This is a genomic window from Acidovorax sp. ACV02 (genome assembly GCF_014851475.1).
Classification (GTDB): domain Bacteria; phylum Pseudomonadota; class Gammaproteobacteria; order Burkholderiales; family Burkholderiaceae_C; genus Acidovorax; species Acidovorax delafieldii.
Window position 1 is genome coordinate 170,287 of the sequence record NZ_JACUZU010000003.1, and the last position, 26,255, is coordinate 196,541.

Annotated in this window: 26 protein-coding genes; 16 read left to right on the forward strand and 10 right to left on the reverse strand. The window is 65.1% G+C overall.

The window, feature by feature from the left end; all coding sequences use genetic code 11:
• The first annotated feature begins 2 nt into the window (after positions 1 to 2).
• Genes IB236_RS08090 through IB236_RS08110 form a run of 5 tightly spaced genes read left to right on the forward strand, consistent with a single transcriptional unit; the run spans position 3 to position 4,255 of the window.
• Entirely contained in the window at positions 3 to 1,127 is a 1,125-nt protein-coding gene (locus tag IB236_RS08090; RefSeq protein WP_192419983.1) for a saccharopine dehydrogenase family protein, read from the forward strand.
• 4 nt (positions 1,128 to 1,131) lie between these two features.
• A complete protein-coding gene (locus IB236_RS08095; RefSeq protein ID WP_192419985.1) occupies positions 1,132 to 1,656 on the forward strand; it encodes an SRPBCC family protein in 525 nt (174 codons plus the stop codon).
• Positions 1,653 to 2,051, forward strand: a complete 399-nt coding sequence (locus IB236_RS08100) for a DoxX-like family protein (protein WP_192419987.1) — start codon at positions 1,653 to 1,655, stop codon at positions 2,049 to 2,051. The genes IB236_RS08095 and IB236_RS08100 overlap by 4 nt, the downstream gene beginning before the upstream one ends.
• Entirely contained in the window at positions 2,048 to 2,542 is a 495-nt protein-coding gene (locus IB236_RS08105) for a DUF2269 domain-containing protein (RefSeq protein ID WP_192419989.1), read from the forward strand. Before IB236_RS08100 ends, IB236_RS08105 begins: the two co-directional genes overlap by 4 nt.
• A 15-nt stretch (positions 2,543 to 2,557) precedes the next feature.
• Positions 2,558 to 4,255, forward strand: a complete 1,698-nt coding sequence (locus IB236_RS08110; protein WP_192419992.1) for an AarF/ABC1/UbiB kinase family protein — start codon at positions 2,558 to 2,560, stop codon at positions 4,253 to 4,255.
• Positions 4,256 to 4,342: 87 nt separating this feature from the next.
• Here the strand turns inward: IB236_RS08110 and IB236_RS08115 are convergent, their stop codons facing one another.
• The 4 genes from IB236_RS08115 to IB236_RS08130 form a co-directional block, all read right to left on the reverse strand.
• Positions 4,343 to 5,197: a molybdate ABC transporter substrate-binding protein gene (locus tag IB236_RS08115; protein ID WP_370539899.1), complete on the reverse strand. Its 855-nt coding sequence runs from the start codon at positions 5,195 to 5,197 to the stop codon at positions 4,343 to 4,345.
• Positions 5,194 to 6,030, reverse strand: coding sequence for an extracellular solute-binding protein (locus tag IB236_RS08120; RefSeq protein ID WP_192419999.1), 837 nt, complete (start codon positions 6,028 to 6,030; stop codon positions 5,194 to 5,196). The genes IB236_RS08115 and IB236_RS08120 overlap by 4 nt, the downstream gene beginning before the upstream one ends.
• 80 nt (positions 6,031 to 6,110) lie before the next feature.
• On the reverse strand, positions 6,111 to 6,839 hold the full coding sequence (locus IB236_RS08125) for a phosphate ABC transporter ATP-binding protein (RefSeq protein ID WP_056066886.1): 729 nt from the start codon (positions 6,837 to 6,839) through the stop codon (positions 6,111 to 6,113).
• Positions 6,836 to 7,573 (reverse strand): ABC transporter permease, encoded by a 738-nt coding sequence (locus tag IB236_RS08130; RefSeq protein ID WP_099730913.1) that lies wholly within the window; start codon positions 7,571 to 7,573, stop codon positions 6,836 to 6,838. Before IB236_RS08130 ends, IB236_RS08125 begins: the two co-directional genes overlap by 4 nt.
• A gap of 63 nt (positions 7,574 to 7,636) precedes the next feature.
• On the opposite strand from IB236_RS08130, the gene IB236_RS08135 reads away from it, so the two are divergent.
• The 3 genes from IB236_RS08135 (at position 7,637) to IB236_RS08145 (ending at position 11,382) form a co-directional block, all read left to right on the forward strand.
• Entirely contained in the window at positions 7,637 to 8,764 is a 1,128-nt protein-coding gene (locus IB236_RS08135) for a substrate-binding domain-containing protein (protein WP_192420001.1), read from the forward strand.
• Positions 8,765 to 8,946: 182 nt separating this feature from the next.
• On the forward strand, positions 8,947 to 9,567 hold the full coding sequence (locus tag IB236_RS08140; protein ID WP_056748212.1) for a TRAP transporter small permease subunit: 621 nt from the start codon (positions 8,947 to 8,949) through the stop codon (positions 9,565 to 9,567).
• A gap of 27 nt (positions 9,568 to 9,594) precedes the next feature.
• Positions 9,595 to 11,382: a TRAP transporter large permease subunit gene (locus IB236_RS08145; protein ID WP_099730915.1), complete on the forward strand. Its 1,788-nt coding sequence runs from the start codon at positions 9,595 to 9,597 to the stop codon at positions 11,380 to 11,382.
• A gap of 536 nt (positions 11,383 to 11,918) precedes the next feature.
• Here IB236_RS08145 and IB236_RS08150 read toward each other — a convergent pair.
• The 4 genes from IB236_RS08150 to xseB all read right to left on the reverse strand — a co-directional run bounded on the left by IB236_RS08150 (position 11,919) and on the right by xseB (position 16,447).
• Positions 11,919 to 13,001 (reverse strand): TRAP transporter substrate-binding protein, encoded by a 1,083-nt coding sequence (locus IB236_RS08150; protein WP_015015263.1) that lies wholly within the window; start codon positions 12,999 to 13,001, stop codon positions 11,919 to 11,921.
• 245 nt (positions 13,002 to 13,246) lie between these two features.
• The gene (gene dxs, locus IB236_RS08155; RefSeq protein ID WP_192420003.1) at positions 13,247 to 15,142 is read right to left on the reverse strand and encodes a 1-deoxy-D-xylulose-5-phosphate synthase; all 1,896 of its coding nucleotides are present in this window, start codon (positions 15,140 to 15,142) and stop codon (positions 13,247 to 13,249) included.
• A 91-nt stretch (positions 15,143 to 15,233) separates the two neighbouring features.
• Positions 15,234 to 16,208 (reverse strand): polyprenyl synthetase family protein, encoded by a 975-nt coding sequence (locus IB236_RS08160; protein ID WP_192420005.1) that lies wholly within the window; start codon positions 16,206 to 16,208, stop codon positions 15,234 to 15,236.
• Entirely contained in the window at positions 16,205 to 16,447 is a 243-nt protein-coding gene (gene xseB / locus IB236_RS08165; protein ID WP_056066864.1) for an exodeoxyribonuclease VII small subunit, read from the reverse strand. The genes IB236_RS08160 and xseB overlap by 4 nt, the downstream gene beginning before the upstream one ends.
• Before the next feature lie 275 nt (positions 16,448 to 16,722).
• On the opposite strand from xseB, the gene IB236_RS08170 reads away from it, so the two are divergent.
• From IB236_RS08170 to flhC, 5 genes are all read left to right on the forward strand, one after another.
• Positions 16,723 to 17,877: an aromatic ring-hydroxylating dioxygenase subunit alpha gene (locus IB236_RS08170; protein ID WP_056748219.1), complete on the forward strand. Its 1,155-nt coding sequence runs from the start codon at positions 16,723 to 16,725 to the stop codon at positions 17,875 to 17,877.
• A gap of 139 nt (positions 17,878 to 18,016) precedes the next feature.
• Entirely contained in the window at positions 18,017 to 18,928 is a 912-nt protein-coding gene (locus tag IB236_RS08175; protein WP_192420007.1) for a DMT family transporter, read from the forward strand.
• A 101-nt stretch (positions 18,929 to 19,029) separates the two neighbouring features.
• Positions 19,030 to 19,935 carry a sulfurtransferase gene (locus IB236_RS08180; protein ID WP_192420009.1) on the forward strand — a complete coding sequence of 302 codons (906 nt, stop codon included), beginning with the start codon at positions 19,030 to 19,032 and terminating at the stop codon, positions 19,933 to 19,935.
• A gap of 440 nt (positions 19,936 to 20,375) precedes the next feature.
• Positions 20,376 to 20,702, forward strand: a complete 327-nt coding sequence (gene flhD / locus IB236_RS08185; protein WP_015015270.1) for a flagellar transcriptional regulator FlhD — start codon at positions 20,376 to 20,378, stop codon at positions 20,700 to 20,702.
• A gap of 44 nt (positions 20,703 to 20,746) precedes the next feature.
• Entirely contained in the window at positions 20,747 to 21,310 is a 564-nt protein-coding gene (flhC, locus tag IB236_RS08190) for a flagellar transcriptional regulator FlhC (protein ID WP_015015271.1), read from the forward strand.
• Between the two features lie 170 nt (positions 21,311 to 21,480).
• Here flhC and IB236_RS08195 read toward each other — a convergent pair whose 3' ends face one another.
• Together IB236_RS08195 and IB236_RS08200 are read right to left on the reverse strand one after the other, a co-directional pair.
• Positions 21,481 to 22,062 carry a FlgO family outer membrane protein gene (locus IB236_RS08195; protein ID WP_192420011.1) on the reverse strand — a complete coding sequence of 194 codons (582 nt, stop codon included), beginning with the start codon at positions 22,060 to 22,062 and terminating at the stop codon, positions 21,481 to 21,483.
• Entirely contained in the window at positions 22,059 to 22,793 is a 735-nt protein-coding gene (locus tag IB236_RS08200) for a hypothetical protein (protein WP_192420013.1), read from the reverse strand. Before IB236_RS08200 ends, IB236_RS08195 begins: the two co-directional genes overlap by 4 nt.
• Before the next feature lie 140 nt (positions 22,794 to 22,933).
• Between IB236_RS08200 and IB236_RS08205 the strand changes: the two genes are divergently transcribed.
• The 3 genes from IB236_RS08205 to IB236_RS08215 all read left to right on the forward strand — a co-directional run bounded on the left by IB236_RS08205 (position 22,934) and on the right by IB236_RS08215 (position 26,162).
• Positions 22,934 to 24,181, forward strand: coding sequence for a spherulation-specific family 4 protein (locus IB236_RS08205; protein WP_192420015.1), 1,248 nt, complete (start codon positions 22,934 to 22,936; stop codon positions 24,179 to 24,181).
• Between the two features lie 238 nt (positions 24,182 to 24,419).
• Positions 24,420 to 25,517: an AI-2E family transporter gene (locus IB236_RS08210; RefSeq protein ID WP_056748231.1), complete on the forward strand. Its 1,098-nt coding sequence runs from the start codon at positions 24,420 to 24,422 to the stop codon at positions 25,515 to 25,517.
• 351 nt (positions 25,518 to 25,868) lie between these two features.
• Entirely contained in the window at positions 25,869 to 26,162 is a 294-nt protein-coding gene (locus IB236_RS08215; RefSeq protein ID WP_192420017.1) for a DUF4148 domain-containing protein, read from the forward strand.
• Positions 26,163 to 26,255 lie beyond the last annotated feature (93 nt).

Here is a 26,255-nt window from a genome sequence, read left to right on the forward strand (position 1 = left end):
CCATGGCTGCACTGAAAACCCTGGTCCTGGGCGGCTACGGCAATTTTGGGGCGCGCATCTGTCGCGCCCTGGTGGGCGATGAGGCCACACGCCACCACATTGCCCTGCTGGTGGCGGGCCGGGATGCCTCGCAAGCGAAGGCCTTGGCCGCCACGCTGGGCCACGGTGCACAGGGCGTGGCGCTGGACCACCAGGCGCCGGGCCTGGCCGCCACCTTGCGCGAGTGGGGTGTGGGTCTGGTGATCCACACGGCGGGCCCTTTTCAGGCGCAAGCCTACAACGTGGCCCAGGCGGCGGCCGAGGCGGGGGCGCACTACATCGATCTGGCCGACGGCCGCCGGTTTGTGTGCGACTTTCCGGCCGCGGTGCAGGCTGCATTCACTGCCGCCGGGCGCACGGCCATCGCGGGCGCCAGCACGGTGCCCGCGCTGTCCTCGGCCGTCATCGACCACCTGTGTGCAGGCTGGCAGCGCATTGACAGCATCGACATCTGCATTGCCCCTGCGCAACGGGCGCCCCGGGGCCAGGCCACGCTGGCGGCCGTGCTGAGCTACTGCGGCCTACCCATCGACGTGTGGGACGGTGGCCGGTGGCAGCCGTACCGGGGCTGGGCGCGGCCCAGCCCCGTCCAGTTCCAGCGGCTGCGCCCTCGCCTCGGGGCGGTCTGCGACATCCCGGACCTGGAGATCTTTCCCGCCCATTACCAGGCCCGCGACCGTGTCACCTTTCGCGCGGCCCTGGAGGTCGGCCTGGCGCAAAGAGCCTTCGCCACCCTGGCAACGTTGCGCCGTTGGGGCGTGCTGCCCCACCCCGAAAAGCTGGCCTGGCTGATGCACCACGCGGGCGGCGCGCTGGACTTTCTGGGCACGCCGCTGGGCGGCATGGTGGTGCGTGTGGCGGGCGCGGATGCGCAAGGCCAGCCCCGGCGCCGCGCATGGCACATTGCGGCCGATAACGACCATGGCCCCGAGATTCCCTGCATGGCCGCCATCCTGCTGGCCCGCCAGCTCGCAGCCGGGCAACCACTGCCCAGCGGGGCGCACACCAGCACCAGCCTGCTGCTCCTGGAGGCCTTTGCCCCCGAGTTTGCGAAGTGGGGCATGGTGACCGATGTGGTGGAGGAATGAGCCCATGGCCCATCGGAAATTGACCTTCCCCATGCCAGCGCGTGCCGACATTGTTTTTGATGCCTTCCACTACCACGAGTGGCGGTGCCAGTGGGATTCGCTGGTGCGCCGTACCAGCGTGGAAAGCGGTGCGCCCTGCCCCAGTGTGGGCGCCACCACCGAGAACCTGGGCGCCGGCGCGTTGCGGGCGCTGTCCATGCGCACGCAGTTCGTCAGCTATGACCGCCCCGTGCTCGCGGCTGCGGCCATGGTTGGGCGTTCGTTCCCTTTCTCCCAGTGGGCAGCCTCGATGCGCCACCAAGAGCAAGGCCCCCACCAGTCCCTGCTGATCTACACCTATACCTTTCAAGTGGTCCCCGCAGCCTTGCGGGCGGTCATGGAGCCTGTGGTGGACTGGGTCTTTGTCCGCAAGACGCGGCAGCGGTTCCAGCGCCTGGCGCAGTTCCTGGCGGTCCGTGCTGCCGACATTGCAGCTTGGCAGCAGGCGCAGGGCCCTGCGCCCTCTGCGGCGCAGAAGGCCAGCCCATGAACCGCGCGTCAGCCCAACTGTTGCGCGCCAGCCTCGTGGTCGTCTGGCTGGCCACCGCCGTGGTCAGCGTGTGGGAACTGCACGGCCAAAGCCGCGAGCTGCTGGCGGGTCTGCCCACCGCGTGGACCGAAGGCCCTGCCTCGTGGCTGCCCACCGCCATCATCCTGGCCGGGGCGGCTGCCGATGCGGTGCTGGGGCTGTGGCTGGCGCTCCGCCCCGGCCGCAAGGCGTATGGAGCGGCCCTGCTGGTGATGCTGGCCATGACACTGCTGGCCACGGCCATACACCCTGCGTGGTGGCTGCACCCCTTCGGGCCGCTGACCAAAAACCTGCCGATTGCCGCCATCCTGTGGGTGCTGCTGCAAGACGAGGCCACTTCTCCGCAAAAGCCATGAGCCTGTACCTCACCCTCAAATGGCTGCACATCATCTCCAGCGTGCTGCTGGTGGGCACCGGGCTGGGCTCTGCGTTCTACATGTTCTTTACCAACCGCAGCGGCAATGTGCAGGCACAGGCGGTGGTCACGCGCCTGGTGGTGCGGGCGGACTGGTGGTTCACCACGCCCACGGTGTTCCTCCAGCCCGCCACGGGGCTCGCCATGGCTGCGATGGCAGGCCTGCCCTGGAGCACACCGTGGCTCGCGGTGTCTATGGCGCTGTACCTGGTGGCCGGTGCCTGCTGGCTGCCCGTGGTGTGGCTGCAGTTGCGCATGCGCGACATGGCGATAAAGGCGGCAGAGGCGGCGCAGTCCGCACAAGGCGATGGCGTGCTGCCGCCCTTGTACTGGCGCTACGCCCGGTGGTGGGAGGCGCTGGGCTACCCGGCCTTTGTGGCCATGGCCGTGGTGTTCTACCTGATGGTGAACAAACCCGCCCTGAACTTCTGAACCTATCATCGCCCCATGCTGATCGAGACGCTGGACACTGCCCGCGACCTGGGGCGCCTGAAGGAAATCCTGGGCGTGATGGTGCGCCACGGGTTTGGCGACACCGTGCGCCGCCTGGGCCTGACCGACCGGCTGGAGCGCGCGGGCCAGGCGCTGAACTGGACCCACGCCGCCGACCTGGCCCGCGTGGAGCCCCCCGTGCAGGTGCGGCTGGCACTCGAAGAGCTGGGCCCCGCGTTCGTCAAGTTTGGTCAGATCCTCGCGGGCCGGGCCGACCTTTTTGGCCCGGAGTGGATTGCAGAATTCGAGAAGCTGCACAGCCAGGTGCCCGCCGTGCCCATCGATGCACTGCGCCCGCAACTGCGCGAAGACCTGGGCGCCGATCCCGAAGCCGTCTTTGCCTGGTTTGACACGACACCGCTGGCCGCCGCATCGATTGCGCAAGTGCACCGCGCCCGCCTGCAGGACGGCAGCGAAGTCATCGTCAAGATCCGCCGCCCCGGCATTGCGGACACCATCCAGGCCGACCTGCGCCTGCTGCAGCGCCTGGCCGCGCTGGCCGAGGCCGAGCTACCCGCGCTCAAGCCCTACCGGCCCCAGCAACTGGTGCGCGAGTTCGCGCGCTCATTGCGCCGAGAGCTGGACCTGGCGGGCGAATGCCGCCAGGCCGAACGCATTGCCACCAACATGGCCGCACTGCCCCACATCGTGATCCCGCGCGTGCACTGGGCCTACACGCGCGAGCGCATCAACGTGCAGGACTTCATCGACGGCACACCCGGCGGCGCGCTGGCCGCGCTGACGCCCGAGGCAGGCTTTGACCGCACGGTGCTGGCGCAGCGCGGCGCGCAGGCGGTGCTGCAGATGATCGTCAAGGACGGCGTTTTCCACGCCGACCCGCACCCGGGCAACGTGTTCTACCTGCCGGGCAACCGCATTGCCTTCATCGACTTTGGCATGGTGGGCCGCCTGTCGCAGCGCCGGCGCGACGAGCTGCTGCAGCTGCTGCTGGGCCTGGTGGAGCACCAGCCCCAGGCAGTGGCCGATGTGCTGCTGGACTGGACGGGCGACGCGCAGGGCCTGAACCTGGGCCAGCTCGAAACCGAGATCGAGGCCTTTGTGGACCAGTACCACGGCGTGCCCCTGGCGCAACTGAGCCTGGGACAGATGCTGGCCGACGTGACGGCCATCCTGCGTGAACACCACCTGGGCCTGCCGTCCGATCTGGCGCTGCTGATCAAGGCCTTCATCTCGCTCGAAGGCATGGGCCGCAACCTCGATCCGGACTTCCACATGGCGACCGAAGCCTTGCCGCTGCTCAAGCAGGTGGTGCGCGCGCGCTACGAGCCCAAAGTGCTGGCCGGGCGGGCCTGGAGCACCTTGCGGCGCGCGCTGGCCACGGTGGAGCAGTTGCCGGACGACATTGGGCGGCTGCTGCGCAATGCGCGGCGCGGGCACCTGCAGGTGGGCATCGAGCTGGCCCACCTCAAGCGTGTGGGCGACCAGATCGACCGGTCGGCCAACCGGCTGGCGATGGCGCTGGTGATTGCCGCGCTCATCATTGGCTCGTCCATCGTGATGACCGTGAAAGGCGGGCCCACGCTGTTCGGCCTGCCAGCGTTTGGGTTCCTCGGTTTCTTTGGTGCGGTGGTGTGTGGCCTGTGGCTGGTGCGGGCCATCTGGCGCAGCAGCCATCACCGCGATGACGACTGAACGCTGCAAAAAACACGCCGCGCCGCCCCACCAGGCGGGCAGTCGCGGGTGTGCACGCCCGCAGCACGTCAACGGACTGCAACTCGGTCAGGGTTGCCCAAACCCCATCCGCTGCAACACGGCCTGGGCGGCCGGTTGGCGCAGCGCACTGGCAAACGCCTGCGCCACAGCGGGCGCGTCGGCGCGTACGGTCAGGCCATACGCAGCGCCAACCTGCAGCGCTGCAGGCAGCTGCACCACGCGCAGGCGCGGCACCTCAGCCTGGGCCGCTACCGCGTTGGTGCAGTAGGTCAAAAACACATCGGCCTGGCGCTGGTCCATCACCCACGCGTAGGTGCCCCGACCCGCAGGTGGCTTGGGCGAATCCGCGCCACCCGTGAGCTTCAGGGCCTTGGCGTCCAGCTGGGCATAGGCACCCGGCTGAATCTTGTCGGCCTGGCGGAACAGCGCCCAGGCGTAGTCACCCGACGGGTCGGCCTTGGGCGTGGAGGTGCCCACGCGCACATCGCTGCGCAGCAAGGTGGCCAACAAGGTGTCGGGGGTGTCAGGGGTGGCGCTGATCTGCTCGCTGGTCAGCGCACACAGCGCATTGCGCGTGAACACCACAGGCGCCTGCCAGCCGCCCCGGGCCGCCAGGCGCTGCGGGTGGTCGGTGTCGGCCGAGGCAAAGACCTGTGCGGGCTCGCCCTTCTCAATACGCTCGCGTAGCAGGCCCGAGGCGCCGAAGGTCAGCGCCACCTTCTGGCCCGTGCGGGCCTCGTGGTCGCGCGCGATGTCGGTAAACGCTTCGCGCAGGCTGCCAGCGGCATACACCTGCACGGGGGCAGCGTCAGCCATGGGCGCCTGGGCGGGCGCGGTCACACAACCGGCCAGGGCCCAGGCCAGCCCGGCGGCTGCAGCGGCCACCGCCCCGGTGAACGGTTTGCCATGGGGAGTGCTCACTGCGCCGCGTTCGGGAAGAACAGCTGCTCGCCACCAATCTTGTAACCCGCAATCGCCAGCTGGCCGGCGGGCGACACCACCCAGTCCACAAACTTCTGAGCGTCCTGCGACTTCACATGCGGGTGCTTGGCGGGGTTCACGACCATCACGCCGTACTGGTTGAAGAGCTTGGTATCGCCCTCGACCAAAATGGCCAGGTCCGCGCGGTTCTTGAAGTTGAGCCAGGTGCCACGGTCGGCCAGCACATAGGCGCCGCTTGACGCCGCGATGTTGAGCGCTGGCCCCATGCCGCAGCCACATTCCTTGTAGCCGCTGCCTTTTGATGTATTTGCAGCCTCGGCACCGGCCAGCTTCCAGTAGCGCAGCTCGGCCGCGTGGGTGCCGCTCTTGTCGCCGCGCGAGATGAAGTTGCCATTGGCGGCAGAGAGCTTCTGCAGCGCCTGCACGATGTCCTTGCCTTTGGTGCCCACCGGGTCGTTCTTGGGGCCGATGAGGATGAAGTCGTTGTACATCACGGGGTAGCGCTTCACGCCCCAGCCATCGGCCACAAACTTTTCTTCGGCCACCTGGTCATGCACAAACAGCACGTCCGCGTCGCCCCGGCGTGCCATATCGAGCGCCTGCCCCGTGCCCAGCGCCACCACTTTGATGTCCAGGCCGCTGGCCTTCTTGAACTCGGGCAGCAGGTAGCCAAACAGGCCCGACTGCTCGGTGGAAGTGGTGGAGGCCATGGTGACGCTCTGCGCAAACGCTGAACCCGACGCTACCAAAACAATAGCTGCCAGCGCTTTGGACACCAGCGCTACCGCGCGAAAAGGCTTGAAATTTTTCATCGCCGGGCCGCTCCAAGATGAAAAGGCCCCCTTGGGGGGCAGTGACCACACGAAGTGGGAAGCGTGGGGGTCAATTCGCGTCATACCAGCTCTCCTTTGACAAACAATCGGGCGGCCTCCGGCAGGGGGCCATTGAAAAAGTCGTGCACCGGCAAGTCCGCCACCAGACGGCCGTGCTCCATGTAGATCACGCGGCTGGCCAGGCGCTTGACCTGGCCCAGGTTGTGGCTGCTGAACACCATGGTCACGGGGTGTGCCGGGCCGGCCGCGCCGTGGCTGGCCGCAAAGTCGGCCATCAGGGCCTCGACCTCGCGCTTGGCATGGGGGTCGAGGCTGGCGGTGGGCTCATCGAGCAGCAGCACATCGGGCCGCAGGGCCCATGCACGGGCCAGCGCCACACGCTGCTGCTGGCCGCCCGACAGGGTGCGCGCGTTCTGCGCTGCAATGCCCTGCAGGCCCACCCGCTGCAAGGCCGTCAGGGCCAGCGGGCGCGCATCGCGCCAGCGGGTGCCGCGCAGCCACAGGGCCAGGGCCACGTTGTTCTGGGCACTGGTGCGCAGCATGTGCGGGCGCTGGAACAGCATGGCCTGGCGCAGCGACGCATCGCATTGCAGGCCGCCCCCATGCGTGTCGGCCAGGCCATGCAGCACGCGCAGCAAAGTGCTCTTGCCACTGCCATTGGCGCCCACCAGCGCCACGCGCTCGCCGGGTGCGATGCGCAGCGTGACCTGGTCCAGCGCCTGCACGCGGCCGTAGCGCACGGTCACCTGCCGCAGGTCCACCCAGGGGGTTGGCAAAGGCCCGCTCATGCAGCCACTCCCACCGGCGTGCTGGAGGCCGAGCCATCCACCCGCTCGCGCCAGCGCCTCAGCAATGCAATCAGCACATTGAGCGCCAGCACCACGGCCAGCAGAATCATGCCCAGCGCCAGTGCCAGCGGCAGGTCACCCTTGCTGGTCTCCAGCGCGATGGCGGTGGTCATCACGCGCGTGAAGCCGTCGATGTTGCCACCCACGATCATCACGGCGCCGACCTCGGAGATCGCGCGGCCAAACGATGCCAGCAGCACGGTGAGCAGCGCATACCGCTCGTCCCATGCCAGCAGCAGGCTGCGCAGCAGCGGGCCGGCGCCCATGGAGCGCAGCTGCTCGCCATGCGCGCGCTCGGCGTCTTCCACCGTCTGGCGCGTGAGCGCGGTGACCACCGGCAGCACCAGAATGGCCTGCGCCAGCACCATGGCCTTGAAGCTGAACAGCCAGCCCAGCGACCCCAGCGGCCCGCTGCGCGAGAGCACCAGGTACACCACCAGCCCCACCACCACCGAAGGCACGGCCAGTAAGGTGTTGAGCACCGCCAGCACGGCGCCACGGCCAGTGAAGCGGGCCACGCCCAGCCAGGCGCCCAGCACCAGGCCCACCCCGCAGGCCATCAGACAGGCGGTGGCGCTGACAGACAAGGAACGGCCCACGATGGTCCAGAGGACAGGGTCGGACGAGAGGGTGAGTTCAAGCGCTGTGCTCGCGCTTTCGGTGAGGGTGGACATGGGCCAGGGGATCGGTTTGGGCTATCGTAGGCACCCATCCAATATCCAGCGATATGAACTCCCGTGCATAGGGTCCAACTTCACTACACACTCAGCCGCGACGCGGGCACTGCGCTCATCCGCAATCCGTTGCCCGAGCTGTTGCAGGCGGTGGCCGAGCGTGGCTCCATCTCGGGCGCTGCGCGCGCGCTGGACCTGTCCTACCGCCATGTCTGGGGCGCCCTCAAACGCTGGGAAGACCAGCTGGGCGGCGAATTGATCATCTGGGGCAAGGGCCAGTCGGCGCAACTCAGCGAGTTCGGCAGCAAGCTGCTGTGGGCCGAACGCCAGGCCCAGGCCCGCCTGGCGCCCCAGATTGCCGCGCTACACGCCGACCTGGAGCGCGCGTTTGCCGTCGCCTTCGACCCCAACGCCCATGTGCTCACCCTCTACGCCAGCCATGACGATGCATTGGCGGCGCTGCGTGCACATGCCGCAACGCAAACCGATGCAGGCGCGCTGCACCTCGACATCCGGTTCACCGGCAGCGTGGACGCCATCCGTGCGCTGAACGAGGGGCGTTGCACCCTGGCGGGCTTTCACACCGTGGCTGACGCAGCCGCACAGTCGCTCACCGCGCGCACCTACCAGCCACTGCTACAGCCCGGGCTGCACAAGATCATTGGATTCGCACAGCGCACCCAAGGGCTCATCGTGGCCCCCGGCAATCCGCTGGGTCTGCGCAGCCTGGCCGATGTGGCCCGCACCGGCGCCCGCTTCATCAACCGGCCGCTGGGCTCGGGCACGCGGGTGCTGCTGGACGACCTGCTGGCCCAGGCCAGCATGGACCCAGGGAGCATCGTGGGCTACGCGCTCAACGAGCCCTCCCACACCGCCATCGCCCAGGCCGTGGCTGCAGGGGCTGCCGATGTGGGCATGGGCATCGAGCTGGCGGCCCGCGCGCGCGGGCTGGAGTTTGTCCCCCTGGTGCACGAGCGCTACCACCTGGCATGCCTGAAAGCCAGCCTGGACCAGCCCGCCACGCTGGCACTGCGCACCCTCTTGCAAACACCTGAATGGCTGGCACACATGACCACGCTGCCGGGTTACACCGCCTGGCACTGCGGCGAGGTGCAGGCCATGAGCACCGTGCTGCCGTGGTGGCAATTTGCGCGGAAAAAGCGTGCTTCCACGCCTAGGAAGAAACCCTAATTGCTGCAGTTTTGATAGCTGAAGAATGAGCAGCTGCTGCGGGATAACACCGTCACGCTGCTGTCAGACTCCGCCTACAGTGCTCCGTAGAATCGCGCCGTCGTCAAAGTGTGCCCTGCCCCAGCGCCTACCCGCGCGGGGCCCGGGCATCTCGCACACACAGCCTTTTTATTGGAGACACCATGCAGGCTCTATTGAAGTTATCAAGAGGGATCGACTGGATTAACACCCAGGTCGGCAAGTACGTGGTCTGGCTGATCCTGGCCTCCACGGTCATCAGCGGCGTGAACGCCGTGGTGCGCAAGGCGTTCAACATCAGCTCCAACGCATTCCTGGAAGTGCAGTGGTACCTGTTCGCTGCGTCGTTCCTGCTGGCAGCTGGCTACACGCTGCTGCAAGGCGAGCATGTGAAGGTCGATGTGATCTCGAGCCGCTTTTCCAAGCGCACGCAGATCTGGATCGACGTATTCGGCTACATCGTCTTTCTCACCCCCATGTGCTTGGCTGTGCTCTGGTATGGGGTTCCGTTCTTCACGCGCGCACTGGCATCGGGCGAAATGTCCAACAACGCAGGTGGCCTGATCCGCTGGCCCGTGTACCTGATGATGCCCCTGGGCTTCACGCTGCTGTGGCTGCAAGGCATTTCTGAACTCATCAAGCGCCTGGGCTTCCTGCAAGGCCTGATCGAAGATCCGACGGTCAAGAAGGTCGAAAAGACGGCCGAGGAAGAACTGGCTGAATCCATCCGCAACCTGGCCGAAGCCGCCAAGGGCAACGGCAAGAACAAGGCCGAGGCTCACTGAGCGGCCCTACCAAGCGGAGCACACACCATGGAATTTTTGACCCATAACCTCGCCCCCATCATGTTCGCGGGGCTCATCTGCTTCTTGCTGGTGGGCTTCCCGGTCGCATTCAGTCTGGGCGCCTGTGGACTTTTCTTCGCCTTTATCGGCATTGAATTGAACGTACTTCCCGAAGCGCTGCTGCAAGCCGTGCCGCTGCGCATCTTCGGCATCATGCAGAACGACACCCTGCTGGCCATTCCGTTCTTCACGCTCATGGGGCTCATATTGGAGCGAAGCGGGATGGCGGAAGACCTGCTGGACACCATTGGCCAGCTGTTTGGCCCCATCCGGGGTGGCCTGGCACTGGCCGTGATCTTTGTGGGCGCGCTGCTGGCAGCCACCACGGGCGTGGTGGCTGCGTCGGTGATCTCGATGGGCCTGATCTCGCTGCCCATCATGCTTCGCTATGGCTATGACCGCCGACTGGCTGCGGGCGTGATTGCCGCGTCCGGAACCCTGGCACAGATCATTCCGCCGTCGCTGGTGCTGATCATCATTGCCGACCAGATGGGCCGCAGCGTGGGCGACATGTACAAGGGCGCCTTCCTGCCCGGCCTGATGCTCACCGGCTTCTATGCGCTGTACGTCATCCTGCTGGCAATCTTCAAGCCCCAATGGGTGCCTGCGATCCCGCCCGAAGCCCGTACGCTGCGCGACGACAACGGCAAGAGCGGTGTGACCTCCCTGCTGGTGCTGACCGGCATCTGCGTGGCAGCCTCGATGTATGTGGCCAAGAACATGGCCGCCCTGCACACCTGGTGGTCGGGCGAAGCGGTGGAACGCGTGGCGCTGGACGAAACCATCGTGGTGGCCATGTGCTTTGGCGTGGCCCTGGCCTTCGTGGTTGCCAGCGTCAACAAGATCACCCGCCTGGGCCTGCTGTCCAAGGCTGCGGAACGCGTGACGTTCGTGCTGATTCCCCCGCTGCTGCTGATCTTCCTGGTGCTGGGCACCATCTTCCTGGGCGTTGCAACCCCCACCGAAGGCGGCGCCATGGGCGCGCTGGGCGCAGGCATCATGGCCATCATCCGTGGTCGCCTGAGCCTTTCGCTGCTCAAGCAGGCCGTAACTACCACCACCAAGCTGTCGTGTTTTGTGGTGTTCATCCTGGTGGGCGCGACCATGTTCGGCCTGACCTTCCAGGGCGTGGACGGCCCGCTGTGGGTGGAACACCTGCTGACCGGCCTGCCCGGTGGCCAGCTGGGCTTCCTGATCGTCGTGAACATCATGGTGTTCTTCCTGGCGTTCTTCCTGGACTTCTTTGAGCTGTCCTTCATCGTGGTGCCCCTGCTGGCCCCGGTGGCCAACAAGCTGGGCATCGACCTGATCTGGTTCGGGGTGCTGCTGGCCGTGAACATGCAGACCTCGTTCATGCACCCACCGTTCGGCTTCGCGCTGTTCTACCTGCGCAGCGTGGCCCCGGCGAAGGAGTACCTCGACAAGGTCACCAAGAAGATGATTGCGCCGGTGACCACGCCGCAAATCTACTGGGGTGCCATCCCATTCCTGATCATCCAGTTGATGATGGTGGGCCTGATCATCGCCTTCCCAGGCATCGTCTCCAGCGGCCTGGACAAGGCCGAGGTGTATGACCTGGACAAGGTCCGTATGGAAATGGAAGCCACCATGCCCGACGCGGCCGGAGCCCCCGAGGCAACCGACCCCACGGCTGGCATGGAAGGCGCTGGAGCTGCCCCTGGCGATACTGCGGCCCCCGCTGCAGACGACCCACTCAAGGCCCTGCAGGATTCGCTGGCCAACGAGAAGAAGTGATCCGAACCGCACAGGGCTGTTGACCAGCCCCTGAAGCAACCAGAGCCCCGGCAGATGTCATCTGCCGGGGCTTTTTTCATGGACCGATGGCGTGCAGAGCGTGCTCAAAGACAGGACCGTCAACGAACGGCTCGACGTCGCCATCCCCAAAACCTAAGGACCTACAGCAAAACGACCGCCACGCGTTGAGACGTTGGCTTCTTCGCACCACTTAACCCGCTGGCAAGCGTCTGTCTGTGGCGCTAAACGAACTTTGCACACCACGGGAAGCGATGGCCTCAACCACCCCTGGTATCCCATCAGAAACGTTTGCGCCGAGGGATCACGCAGACCTGCCGATCACAGCAACAAGGGCGACACCTTGAGCGCCAGCCGACCGAACATCGCCGGGCATCCCGGCGGCATCATCTGCCCCGCAGTACGGCGGGACCGAGCACCCCACCCCATACCACCCACCAGATGCAAAAAAACCCGCCAGGCGAACCAGGCGGGTTTTCTGATCGACATGCCCTGCGGCTTGCACCGCAGCCGGGCTATCAGATCTTCTGTGCGGACATGAAGGTGTCGTAGCGGGCTTCGGCAAAGCGGAACCAGAGAATCTGGTCGCGCTGGAAGGCACGCATGTCGGCGTAGATCTTCTTCCACTCGGGGCTCTTGGCGTCGTTCTCGGCGAACACTTCCATCGAAGCCTTGAACGAAGCGTCCATCACAGCTTGCGAGAAAGGCAGCACCTTGGTCTTGGCAGCCACGAGCTGCTTCAGGGCCGTGGGGTTCAGCGCGTCGTACTTGGCCAGCATGTCCACGTGGGCCACGTTGGTTGCGGCTTCGATGATGGCCTTGTTCTCAGCCGACAGGCCGTCAAACGCCTTCTGGTTGACGAAGAAGTCCACTTCAGGACCACCTTCCCACCAGCCGGGGTAGTAGTAGAACGGAGCGACTTTGTTGAAGCCCAGCTTCTGGTCGTCGTACGGACCCACCCACTCGGCGGCATCCAGCGTGCCCTTTTCGAGGGCTTGGTAAATTTCGCCGCCAGGGATGCTCTGAGGCACAGCACCCAGCTTCTGCATCACTTCACCGATCAGGCCGCCACCCAGGCGCATCTTCATGCCCTTGAAGTCGGCAGGCGACTTGATTTCCTTGCGGAACCAGCCACCCATCTGCGTGCCGGTGTTGCCACCTGCGAAGCTGATCATGTTGAAGCCACCGTAGAACTCGTTCATGAGCTTGCGGCCGTTGCCATGCAACATCCAGGCGTTCATCTGGCGGGCATTGAAGCCGAAAGGCACTGCCGAGCCCAGCGCGAAGGCGGGGTTCTTGCCGTAGAAGTAGTAAGGCACGGTGTGTGCCATTTCCACGGTGCCTTGTTGCACGCCATCCACCACACCAAAGGGAGGCATCAGCTCGCCACCAGCGTGCACGGAGATTTCAAACTTGCCGCCCGACATGGCCTTGACGGCCTTGGAGAACACATCAGCGCCGCCATAGATGGTGTCCAGCGACTTGGGGAAGCTGGAGGCCAGACGCCAGCGAATGGCAGCCTGGGCGTGGACGGCGGGCGCAGCGCCTGCAGCCAGCACACCGGCAATGCCAGCATGCTTGATGATTGAACGACGATCCATGAGGTTCTCTCCGATATATTGATTGCAAAACTTGGTGCGCACGCGTTGTGCACGGCCGACCAAGGACATGTTTCAGCCGGGACCATTGTAGGAACATGCCCCCCAGGACTTTTGCGGGTTTTCCCGCGAAATTCCGGCGCCAACACACACCTTCAGGGTTCTGCAAGCATCTGCGCGACAGCGGTGCAAAGACCCTCCCGGCAACCAAAAGCCAACGCGCTGCGCTGACCGCAGCCCTCCGCCTTTTAGCCCGCGCTGCCTGGCAAAAACCGCGCTGCAATCGATGCGCGAATGCCGGCTGCATCCAGCCCCTGCAACGCCAGCAACTTGGCCGGGTCACCATGCTCGATGAAGACATCGGCCAGCCCGAGCTGCAACACGGGGCGCACAAGGCCCATGGCGTTGAGTGCCTCGGTCACTGCGCTGCCCGCCCCACCCATGATGGCGCCCTCTTCGACCGTCACGAGGGCGTCGTGCCGCTCGGCCACCTCGCGCAGCAAGGCCTCATCGATGGGCTTGGCCCAGCGCATGTTGACCACGGTGGCATCGATCGCCTCGCCCACTTCGAGCGCGGGATACAGCAAGGTGCCAAACGCCAGGATGGCAATGCGGGGCGCCTTGCCGTCCGCATCACCCTTGCGCTCGCGGCGAATCTCGCCTTTGCCGAACGGCAGGCCATCGAGCGCAGCCAGCGGCGCCACACCCGCGCCGCTACCACGCGGGTAACGCACGGCCACGGGGTGGTCCTGTTCAAACGCACTGCTGAGCAACTGGCGGCATTCGCGCTCGTCAGCCGGGCAGGCCATGCTCATGTTCGGAATGCAGCGCACGAACGGGATGTCGTAGGCGCCTGCATGAGTGGCACCGTCGGCGCCCACCAGGCCCGCACGGTCCAGTGCAAACACCACGGGCAGGTTCTGCAAGGCCACGTCGTGGATCAACTGGTCGTAGCCACGCTGCAAAAACGTGGAGTAGATGGCCACCACGGGCTTCACGCCCTCGCAGGCCATGCCCGCAGCGAACGTGACAGCGTGCTGTTCAGCAATGCCCACGTCGTAGTAGCGGTCCGGAAAGCGCTTTTCGAACTCGACCATCCCCGAGCCCTCGCGCATGGCGGGCGTGATGCCCACCAGGCGCGCGTCCTGCGCCGCCATGTCACACAGCCACTGGCCAAACACCTGGGTGAAGGTCTGCTTGGGCGGCGTGGCGGGCTTGGTCAGGCCCACGGAGGGATCGAACTTTCCGGGGCCGTGGTAGGCCACGGGGTCGGCCTCGGCCAGCTTGTACCCCTGGCCCTTCTTGGTGACCACGTGCAGGAACTGCGGGCCCTTGAGGCTCTTGATGTTCTCCAGGGTGGGGATCAGCGAATCGAGGTCGTGCCCGTCGATGGGGCCGATGTAGTTGAAGCCGAATTTCTCGAACAGTGTGGCGGGCACCACCATGCCCTTGGCCTGTTGCTCAAAGCGCTTGGCAAATTCGAGCAGGGGCGGCACGGGGCGCAAAACGGTCTTGCCCACGTTCTTGGCGGCGGCGTAGAACTGCCCGCTCATCAGTTGCGCGAGATAGCGGTTGAGCGCGCCCACGGGCGGGCTGATGCTCATGTCGTTGTCGTTCAGCACCACCAGCAGGTTGCAGTCGGCCACACCCGCGTTGTTGAGCGCCTCGAACGCCATGCCCGCACTCATCGCGCCATCTCCAATGATGGCCACGGCATGTCGGTTGTCGCCCTTGCGCTTGGCAGCCAGCGCCATGCCCAACGCTGCCGAGATGCTGGTGCTGGAATGCGCTGTGCCAAACGTGTCGTAGATGCTTTCCGCCCGTTGTGGAAAGCCCGAGATACCGCCCATCTGGCGCAGCGTGTGCATGCGGTCGCGGCGGCCGGTCAGGATCTTGTGCGGGTAGGTCTGGTGGCCCACATCCCACACCAGGCGGTCTTCCGGGGTGTTGAAGACATGGTGCAAAGCCACGGTCAGCTCCACCGTGCCCAGGTTGGAGCTGAGGTGGCCACCGGTCTGCGACACGCTCTGCAGCACGAACTCGCGCAACTCGGTCGCCAGCACCTTGAGGTCCGCGCGCGAGAGCCGGCGCAGGTCTGCCGGGTCATTGATGGTCTGCAGCAAGGGGAAGGGTGTCGTGGACATTGACTATTCTTTTGATAGCTACGAGCGCAAGAGATTCAAGCACCAGCAGGCATTTGGACATTGAGAGAGTCGCCAGGGACCAGGGCCGGGCTCAGTGAGAGCGGCGCACGACCATGTCCGCGAGGGCTGCCAGGGCACGGGTGTCGGGCAAGCCACTGCGACCCAGGGCCGCATGGGCCTCGGCCAGCAGCTCCTGCGCGTAGGCCTGCGCACGCTCCAGACCGAGCAACGATACGTAGGTGGGTTTGTCTGCGGCCGCGTCCTTGCCCGCCGTTTTACCCAGGGTGGCCGAGTCCGCCACCACATCCAGGATGTCGTCCACCACCTGGAACGCCAGCCCCATGGCAGCGCCATAGTCTGACAGAGCCTGGTAGGCGGTGGGCGCCGCGTGGCCACACAGGGCCCCCATGAGCACGCTGCCCTGGAGCAAGGCGCCCGTCTTGAGGCGGTGCATCTGGCGCAGTTGCGCTTCGGTCAGCGCCACGCCGACGCTGGCCAGGTCAATCGCCTGACCGCCCGCCATGCCGGCCGAGCCCGCAGCCCGCGCCAGCAGCCGGCACAAAGCCGCCTGCGTGGCAGCGGGGATCAGGGTGTTGTCGGGGGTCAGCAGTTCAAACGCAAAGGCCTGCAGCGCGTCTCCCGCCAGCAGGGCCTGGGCTTCGCCAAACTGCACATGCACCGTGGGTTTGCCACGGCGCAGCACGTCGTTGTCCATGCAGGGCATGTCGTCGTGGACCAGCGAATACGCGTGGATCAGCTCCACCGCGCACGCGGCACGCAGGGCAGCTTCGTTCAGAGCTGCCTGAACCGCCGCGCCCTCGGGTGCCACGGAGTCCGAAGTGCCGCTGCGCGCCGCCTCGTAGGCAGCCAACACCAGCAAGGGCCGCAGGCGCTTTCCGCCGTCCAGGACGGCGTAACGCATGGCGTCGCCCAGCCCTGCCGGAGCGCCGTCGCCCACCCACAAGGACAGCGCCTGCTCCACACGGGCGAGGTGATTTTGGCTCCAGAGATTCGTATCCAGGGGCGGGTTCAACGCCGTCGAGGAAGTCATCGGCAATGCGCTCATTCCTGGTTCCATGGTTGCAGCTGGCCGTCGTCCAGCACCTTGATCTGGTCCTGCACGGCATCGAGCCGGTGGCGGCAAAAAGCCAGCAAGGCGGCGCCGCGCTGGTAGCCAGCCAGCATCTGGTCCAGCGGCAACTGGCCCGATTCAATGCGGGCCACGAGTTGCTCCAGCTCCTCCAGGGCCGCCTCGTAGCTGGCAGGTTCGGCGGGAGGAGCAGGGGTTGCGGGGGCCTTGGGCATGGAGGGGGCGGCAGTGCGCGGGTGAAAAACCGGTGATTTTAGGCGCAGCGCTGTGGCGCCCGTGTCAGACAGTGGCCGATCCGTGGGAGGTCTCTATTTTTCCGGAACCGGTGTTTTCTATTCACGTAGCGGGGGTGCGGGAATAACCCCACCGCCTATAATCCCATTCCCGTCGAGCCGGCTACCCACCCTAGCCGGTTTTCTTTTTCCAGATGCGCCTTCACGGGCGCACCTCCCGCACTCTCTCTGTGGGGAGTCTTTAGGTCAGGTCACCCATGTCTGATTTAAGTCTTCAACTGCAGCAGGCCGCAAGCCAACTACCAGTTTCGAGCTACTTTGATGATGCGCTGTTCCAGCGCGAGCTGGAGACCATCTTCCAGCGCGGGCCCCGCTATGTGGGGCATCAATTGGCTGTGCCCAACGCGGGCGACTACTACGCACTGCCCCAGGAGGGCGAGGGCCGCGCGCTGGTGCGCAACGCTCAGGGCGGTATCGAGCTGGTCTCCAACGTCTGCCGCCACCGGCAGGCGGTCATGCTCAAGGGCAAAGGCTCGCTGAACACCCAGCAAAAGGGCAGCGCGGGCGGCAACATCGTGTGCCCACTGCACCGCTGGACGTACAACCCCAAGGGCGAGCTGCTGGGCGCACCGCATTTCGCGCACGACCCGTGCCTGAACCTGAACAACTACAAGCTGCGCGAGTGGAACGGCCTGCTGTTTGAAGACAACGGCTACGACGTGGCTGCCGACCTCGCCCAGATGGGACCACGCGCCGACCTGGACTTTGACGGCTACGTGCTCGACCACGTGGAGCTGCACGAGTGCAACTACAACTGGAAGACCTTCATCGAGGTCTATCTGGAAGACTACCACGTGGGCCCCTTCCACCCGGGCCTGGGCAGTTTTGTCACCTGCGACGATCTGCGCTGGGAGTTCGGCAAGAACTACTCCGTGCAGACCGTGGGTGTAGCCAACCGCCTGGGCAAGGCCGGCAGCCCCGTGTACGAACGCTGGCACGAAGCCTTGCTCGCCTACCGCGAGGGCAAGCCGCCCAAGCATGGCGCCATCTGGCTCACGCTGTACCCGCACATCATGGTGGAGTGGTATCCGCATGTGCTCACCGTGTCCACGCTGCACCCCATCAGCCCGACCAAAACGCTGAACATGGTGGAGTTCTACTACCCCGAAGAAATCGCTGCATTCGAGCGCGAGTTCGTCGAGGCGCAGAAGGCCGCCTACATGGAGACCTGCATCGAGGACGACGAAATCGGCGAGCGCATGGACGCGGGCCGCAAGGCCCTGATGGCACGCGGCGACAACGAGGTGGGCCCCTACCAAAGCCCCATGGAAGATGGCATGCAGCACTTCCACGAGTGGTACCGTGAGGCGATGGGCTCGGACACCATCGACCCGACCACGCCAAACCGCTGAATACGACGGCAAAACCCTGCCAATCTGCAGGCCCGCCGTGGTCTGCTCTCATTACAATAGCTGCCAGTGCTTAAAAATAAGCGCTGGCAGCTATTTTCATTTTTGCGCCCCACGGCGCGCTTCAAGAGATCACAACCCGATGCAAGCCCTCTGGATGGTGTTGGCCGCGTTCCTGTTTGCCAGCATGGGCGTGTGCGTCAAGATCGCCTCGGACTTCTTCAACTCCGCCGAGCTGGTGTGTTACCGGGGCCTCATCGGCATGTTGATTCTCTGGCTGCTGTCGCGCTCGCAAAAAGTGACGCTGTCCACGCGGTACCCCGGCATGCACGCCTGGCGCAGCCTCGTGGGGGTGGCGTCGCTGGGCGCCTGGTTCTACGCCATTGCGCACCTGCCGCTGGCCACCGCCATGACGCTCAACTACATGAGCAGCGTGTGGATCGCGGCCTTCCTGGTCGGCGGCACGCTGCTGGCCTGGCGGCCCTCCGCCGCCACGCCCCGGCCTGCCCTGCAAGGCCCGCTGGTGCTGACGGTGCTCACCGGGTTCGTGGGCGTGGTGCTGATGCTGCGTCCCAGCCTGGACCAGAACCAGGCGTTCGCCGGGATGATTGGCCTCATGTCCGGCTTGTCAGCCGCATTTGCCTACATGCAGGTGGTGGCACTGTCGCGCCTGGGCGAGCCTGAGTCGCGCACCGTCTTCTACTTTGCGGTGGGCTCCGCGGTGGCGGGCGGCTTTGCCATGCTGTTCACCGGCATGTCGGACTGGCCGGGCTGGCAAGCGCTGTGGCTGCTGCCCATCGGGGTGCTGGCAGCTGGCGGGCAACTGTGCATGACCAAGGCTTACGCCAGCGCCAAGACCCAGCGCGGCACACTGGTGGTGGCCAATCTGCAGTATTCGGGCATCGTGTTTGCCGCCGTCTACAGCGTGCTGTTGTTTGGCGACAAGATCACGCCCATCGGCTGGATCGGCATGGCCCTCATCGTGGGCAGCGGCATTGTGGCCACCATCTTGCGGGCCCGGGCCGCGCCCGGCGCACCGGCCGAAGAACACTGACCGATACAAAAACCAATGCGCGCTGGCGAGGACAGTCCCCATCGGGATGGCCACAATGGAGGCCTCCCCGCCCTACCGGTTGCTTTGCACCTGATCTGCCGATGACCACCTACACCACGCTCATCTCCGCCCCCGACCTGCAAGCTCTGATCGCCAGCGGTGCGCCGCTGATGGTGTTTGACTGCAGCTTCGAACTCATGCAACCGACGGCCGGCGCACAGCAATATGCGCAAGCCCATATCCCCGGCGCCGTGTACGCCAACCTCGACGCTGACCTCAGCGCCAAGCATGGCGCACCTGGAGCCACCGGCACTGTGACGGCGCAGGAGGCTGACCAGCCCGCATCCGGCGGCCGCCACCCGCTGCCCAGCCGCGAACGTTTTGCCATGTGGCTGTCCAGCGTGGGTTTTGCCAACAACATGCAGGCCGTGGTGTACGACCGCCAGGGCGCCAACTACTGCGGCCGCCTGTGGTGGATGCTCAAATGGGCAGGCCATGACGCCGTGGCCGTGCTCGACGGCGGACTGCAGGCCTGGCAGGCCGCCGGCGGTGCAGTCCACAGCGGAGAAGAGCCGTCGCACTTCCAGTCCCACTTTGCACTGAACGAGCCCTTGCGCCAGCTGGCCACGGCCAGCGATGTCCTGACCCGCCTGCAGCGCCCCGCAGACCAGACCGTGATCGACGCCCGCGCCGGCGCCCGCTACCGGGGCGAGGTGGAGCCGCTGGACCCGGTGGCCGGCCACATTCCGGGCGCGCTCAACCGACCCTTTGCCGAAAACATCGGAGCTGACGGCCGCTTCAAACCCGCAGCCACGCTGCGCGCAGAGTTCGACGCCCTGCTGGCGGGCCGTGACCCGGCGACCGTGGTGCACCAGTGTGGCAGCGGTGTGAGCGCCGTCCCCAATCTGCTGGCCATGGAGATTGCTGGTCTGGGGCACACCGCGCTGTTCGCGGGCAGCTGGAGCGAATGGTGTTCAGACCCCACGCGGCCCGTCGAAAAGGGCTGAGAGCGACCCCAAAAAACTTCTGGCGCCGTGGCTGCGTCTTGCCGCACCACGCGCACCGCCCTGCGACACAACGCCTGGCCAAAACCGCCTCGCTGGGTTCTTTTGCGGCTCTGAACGGGGGTGTGCCGGTCCGTATCAGGCGGCAAGGGTTGCAAAAGCGCAAAAAAGATGGTTTTGCAGGCGCTATCAAAACCATGAGCAGAATTCCGGGGTGGGTGTCTGTCAATGCAGCAGACACGGCCCCCTGAAAAGCCAGCCGGCGCCTGATCTGCGTGTAGGGCAAATTCCTACACAGCCCACCGCGAAACCAGACACGCGGCACAGCCAAACCCCGACTTAATTTCTGATTGGGGCGGTTTCACAATCCATTTCAACGGATCACGCAAAACCTGCAGTCAGCAGGCCACGCAAGACCCGGTACTGGAAAAAAGGAAGCCGCCATGACCAACGAACAAATCCTCGCTGAAATCCGCGAAGCCAACCTCACCTACCTGATGCTGGCCCAAACCCTGATCCGTCAGGACAAGGCCGAAGCGGTTTTCCGTCTGGGCATGAACGAGGAGTCTGCCGATATTCTCGCTTCGCTGTCGGCAGCGCAAGTGATGAAACTGGCCTCCCGCAACACGCTACTTTGCAGCTTCCGCGTGGACGACAACCTGGTGTGGAGCTTGCTGACCAACCACTCGGCCAAGAAGGTGGGCAACGACGCCACCAACACCCTGCACGCCAACATCCTGATGGCCAGCCGCGTGTCGGAAGTGCTCTGAAGCACTAGCCCGCAGCGTTGTCCCGTTCTCACCGAAAGCCCGCCATGTCCTCCACCACCACCGCCGCCGCCAAAGCCCCTGTCAAAAGCGTTCTGAATGAATCCAAGCAGATCGAACGCGCAGCCATGCTGATCCAGATGGGCGCCCGCATGCAGGTGCTGGAGTCCGAGACCACGCTGTCGTATGAGCGCCTGATCCGCCTGTACAAGGAGATCGCGGGCAAGTCGCCCTCCAAAGGCCAGCTGCCCTTCTCCACCGACTGGTTCCTGACCTGGCAAGAGAACATCCACAGCTCGCTGTTTTTGAACATCTACGAGTACCTGTCCAAGGGCGTGGACCTGGATTCGGTGGAGCTGCTGACCAAGGCCTACCGCCTGTACAACGAACAAGTCGCCACGGCCGAGATCGAACCCCTGCTGTCCTTCACCCGCGCCTGGCGCCTGGTGAAATTCGTGGACGCCGGCATGTTGACCCGCACCAAGTGCAGCCAGTGCAGCGGCCAGTTCGTGACCGAGCTGTACGAAAACCGCCATTTCACCTGCGGCCTGTGCAACCCACCCGCCCGTGCCGGCAAGAGCAAGACCGCCGGCGCGCTGATGCTGCATTGACACCTTGGCGTGTTTTTTGAGCCAAAAGCGCCCGATGCGCTAGTTCATATTGCCGCTCTAGCTATTGATTAGATAGCAAACAAACAAGGCCCTATATGGGGCATTTTTGCTGTCTGCTGTCTGCTGTCTGCCGATGGAATGTGGTGCAAGGCAGAACGCCGAGCCACCCATCAACGCCCCGCAAGCAAGGTGCGCACGTTCTCGTCCACGGGCACTGCGTAGTTGTGCGCCGCAATCACATGGTTGCCCACCGGGTTCACCAGCTTAAGGCTGATGTACACCACCGAGGCCGACACCGCGTACGTGCCCACAACCACGGCCTGCGCGTTCTGCGCCTGGCTGACCTCCCGCACCTCGCGCGACAGCAGCAACTCGCCCTGTTCGCGGTGCAGCACCAGGTTGTCGCGCAGCTTCACCTCCGTCACGGGCAGCCCGCGCTGCACCATGCGCCCCGCGATCTGCTCCGAAAAGATGCGCCCCAGCCGCGACGACTCGTTGAGCCGGTCCACATTGACCAGGGTGGCCACCAACAGCGGCTGGCTCGCGTCCAGCGGCGCGTTGAGCAGCAAGGCATCCGTTGCCCGGTCGTTCACCTCGATCAGGTCGGTGCGCGACACGCCACCCGCACTGTTGCCGTAGTAGTAGCTGTGGACCGGGTTGGTCGAGCAGCCCTGCAGCGCCAGGGCCGACACCACCACCATGCCCAAGCACCACGCGGACCTGAGCTTGCCGGGATGGAAACGGCGCATCATGGTGCCACCACCCGCCAGGTTTTAACGGGGGTGGGCGCCGGTGCGGGCACCGAGACCTCTGGCTGGTACAGCGCGGCATCTTCGCGCTCGATGTAGTACAGGTCTGCGGAACCAGCCAAATAACGGTCACGGCTCTTGAGTGTCGTAGTGATCAGAACTTCAGTCCGCGTAGGCCCGCCCGCTGCGGCACCTTGCGTGTACAGATGGGCCATGTCCAATGCCAAACCAGCCCCCACCCCCAGTGCTGTCGCAACGCCTGGGAGCAAAGTGCGATCCGAATAGTGCACCTTCCAGTCACGCCATACCCCCACGCCGGTCCCGATGAGGGTCCCAGCGATCGGGACAGGGAAATTGGGCGGAACACCGGCCAGGTGTTGAACCACCTGGGTCTGCACCTCCAGCTCCACCGCAGTAGGAACCGTGGAAAGGACAACGCCGCGGTTCAACAAATGCACTGTCAGCAGTTTGAGGAAACCCGCGTTGAAGCTGGATTTGTCCGCCACCGTCACGTGAATGGGGTACTCGCCTGCAGGCCAGGACGCGATCTTCTCGGCAACTCGCCCAGCCACATCCCCAGCCAGCACATCCCAGTGGTGCACGGCGCGGGCCTTTTTCTGGCCAGTAGCAGGATAGTTGTCGGCGCGTGGCACGTCCAGGGTGCCGCAGCCAGCCAGCAGCGTTGCTGCCAGCAACGGCACAACGGTCGAAATGCGCAGGAGGGAAGATCGCATGGCGCCATGTTAGTGGCGCCGGCCATCCGTGATCGGCACAACAAAGCCGTCTTTCCCCACCTTAAGCCGCGATTTCAGCGCTTGGTGACGCCACTACAAGCACTCACAATAGCCGTACACCCAATAAACCCCGGAAGACCATGCACACCAAGAACACGACACAACGCCTCGCGTCCCTGCTGGCCTTGACCGCCGCGCTGGCTGGCTGCGGCGGCGGATCGGACAAAACTGCCACGCCCGCGCCGCCTGCACCGCCACCTCCGCCGGCTGCGGCCCCCGTCAGCGTGAGTTTCGTGCAGTCCGCCAACAACGTGCTGGAACCCAGCAGCTCGGAGCCTCTGTCCGTCAATGTCTCTACGAACGGCAGCGCCGCGCCAAACGGCACCGCTGCCACCTTCGCCGTGAACCCCAGCACTGCCGGCACTCTGGCCCCTGTGGCACCCACAACGGTTGGTGGTGTCGCCAGCACCACCTTGACGGTCAGCAGCCTGCCGCCCACCGCGACATTTCAGGTGACAGCCACTGCCACCAGCAGCGCCAACTCGGCCAGTGACAGCCTGACGTACTATGTGCGCCCCGCTCACAAGCCGCTGCAGGTGTTGGTCCCCGCCTATTTCACGGCCACCGGTACATCGTCCCCCTGGGCCACGCTGACGAGCGGAGCGACCAGCTATCCCGATGTTCAGATCAACGTCATCGCCAGCACCAACAGCGGCATCCTGACAGCTTCCACCAAGGAAGACACCGACCTCACCACCGCAGTCAAAGCCTTCCGGGCGGTGTCAGGCACCAGCAACCGCGTGATCGGGTATGTGGCAACCTCATCGAGCAGCGGCGGCACGCTCTCCGTCGCCGACGTCAAGGCCACCATCGACAACTACATCAGGCTCTATCCCAAACTGCTTGATGGTTTTTTTCTGGACGGCATGGCCACCGACAGCGCGCGGGTCGCTTACTTCCAGGACATCTACAACTACGTCAAGGGATTGACCTCGGGCATGAGTACGGGTGCCAGCGCTCCGGGCACCCCTCTCCTGGTTGGCAATCCTGGCACCTACCCTGTCCCGGCCTACGCCGCGGTTGCTGACACTCTGGTGACCTACGCAGGCAATTCAGCCGCGTACCAGAACGTGGATCCACAGCCGTCGAGCACCTGGGTCTATGCCAAGGCCAACACAGCGCAAGCGATGCTGGTGCACTCGGCCAGCACCTGCACCGAGATGCAAGCAGCCGTGAAGAATGCGAACCGCCCACGCCTGAACACGGGCATGGTGTACGCCACCAACCTGGCTATCGGAGCCCCATGGTCGGCCCTGCCCACCTACTGGCCACAGTTGCTGGGCACCGTAGATGCCCTCAACAAGGAACGCACCTTGCCGCTCTGCTGAGGACCGTGGGCCATGCCGTACCAAGCGCTGAACGCCTACATGCATTGTTTGTAGGCCCCCTCACAATCGGCGCATGACGACTGAGCCCACTTCCACGCCCTCCTCGCAAACTCCCCTGGAGGAGGGGCAAGCAACAGCCGCGTCGGCAGCAGACGCTGCACCCCGCCAGGACTCCGATGCCCCTGAAATAGCAGGGTACGCCCCGGCAGCCGGTCCGGCGTCCCACGCAGCCCCTCTCATGCTCCACATGCCCGTGGACGTGCGCAACCTCTCCCTCGCGTTGCTGGCACTGTTCGCCAGCGTCGCGCTGCTGCACTGGGCCAGTGCGGTGTTCATCCCGATCATGCTGAGCTTGTTGCTGACCATTGCGCTGCGGCCAGCGGTGGAGATGATGGCCCGGTGGCATGTGCCGCGGGCGCTGGGGGCGGGCTTGTTGCTGGTGGCCATCGTTGCCGGGCTGGCCAGCACGGCCTGGTCGCTGAGTGACGGGGCGGCCCAACTGGTGGACTCGGTTCCTGTCGCCGCCAAGAAGGTCCGCGACAACCTCAAGGCACGCGCGGGTGGCAGCAGTCCGCTGGACACCGTGCAGAAGGCGGCCACCCAGATCGAGCAGGCCGCCAACGAAAACAGCGCCGCCAGCGCAGCGCCCCGCCGGGGCGTGCAGCGGGTGATCGTGGAGCGCCCGCCCTTCAACATCCGCGACTACCTCTGGAGCGGCACCATGGGCCTGATGTCGGCGCTGGGGCAGCTGATGGTGGTGGTGTTCCTGACCTACTTCGCTCTCGCCTCGGGCAACCTGTTCCGAGACAAGCTGCTGCGCATTGCGGGCACCAGCCTGGAGCGGCGCAAGGTCACCATCCATGTGCTGCAGGACATCACCCAGCAGATACAGCGTTATCTGCTGCTGCAGGTGTTCACCAGCGTGCTGGTCGGCCTGGCCACCGGCGCGGCCTATTGGGCATTGGGGCTGGAAAACGCCGCCGTATGGGGCGTGGTGGCCGCCGTGCTCAACCTCGCGCCATACATCGGCTCGGCGCTGGTCACAGGGGCCTCGGCCCTGGTGGCTTTCTTGCAGTTTGGCACGCTCGACATGGCCATGGCCATTGGCGGTGCCTCGCTGGTCATCCACACGCTGATCGGCAACCTGCTGACCCCCTGGCTCACCAGCCGCACCAGCAGCATGAGCCCCGTGGCCGTGTTCATCAGCGTGCTGGCCTGGGGCTGGCTGTGGGGCCTGTGGGGACTGCTGCTGGGCATCCCGGTGATGATGGCCGTGAAGGCCGTGTGCGACCGGGTGGAAGACCTGAAGGCCGTGGGCGAGTTGCTGGGCGACTGAGCGACTTGGCCACCGAGCGACGCGGCGTCTGCCACTGACGCCGTCACTGCGGCTCGGGCGGTCCGGATCTCTGCACCTGTTCCACACGTGGACTCTGGCATCGCACCAGAGATGCAGCTCCCCGAATTACCGAACACCAGGGCGCAACTGCGCCACCCAACTGTCGTTGGTGATTGTTTCCAATACTGGAACAGTTAGTTTGCGACTGGGTGGTTTTTCCCTGAACACCATCGGCGTACAGTTCATCCAATCGATGAGCCGAACCCGCAAGGCGACTCACCGAACCCGGTTCAGAAATGGTTTTTGACCCGGCTTTTTTGAGACGCTTTTTAACTTTCAAGGATTTTCATCATGAACAAGACCGCTCGTTTCCTCTCCGTCGCCGCTGTTGCCGCTTTCGCTGCTTTTGGCGCCCATGCCGACGAAGCCGATGGCTCGCAATTTGCCCTGAAGTTCGACACCAACCGCACCCGCGCTGAAGTGACTGCCGAAGCCGCTACCGTGGCACAAACACGCAGCATCGAGCCTGCTGGCTCGCGTGTGGTGACCTATAAATCCACCGCTGACCGCGCTGCCGTGCGTGCCCAGGCTGCCGAAGCTCTGCGCACCGGCCAGATCCCTTCGGGCGAATTCAGCGCCATGTAATCGCATGACCGATTGACGCAGTTGCGGGACTTCCCATGGTGGCGGCACTTCGCGCGGTGCGGATGCTGCTGCCATGGGAGGTGTTTTAGACAC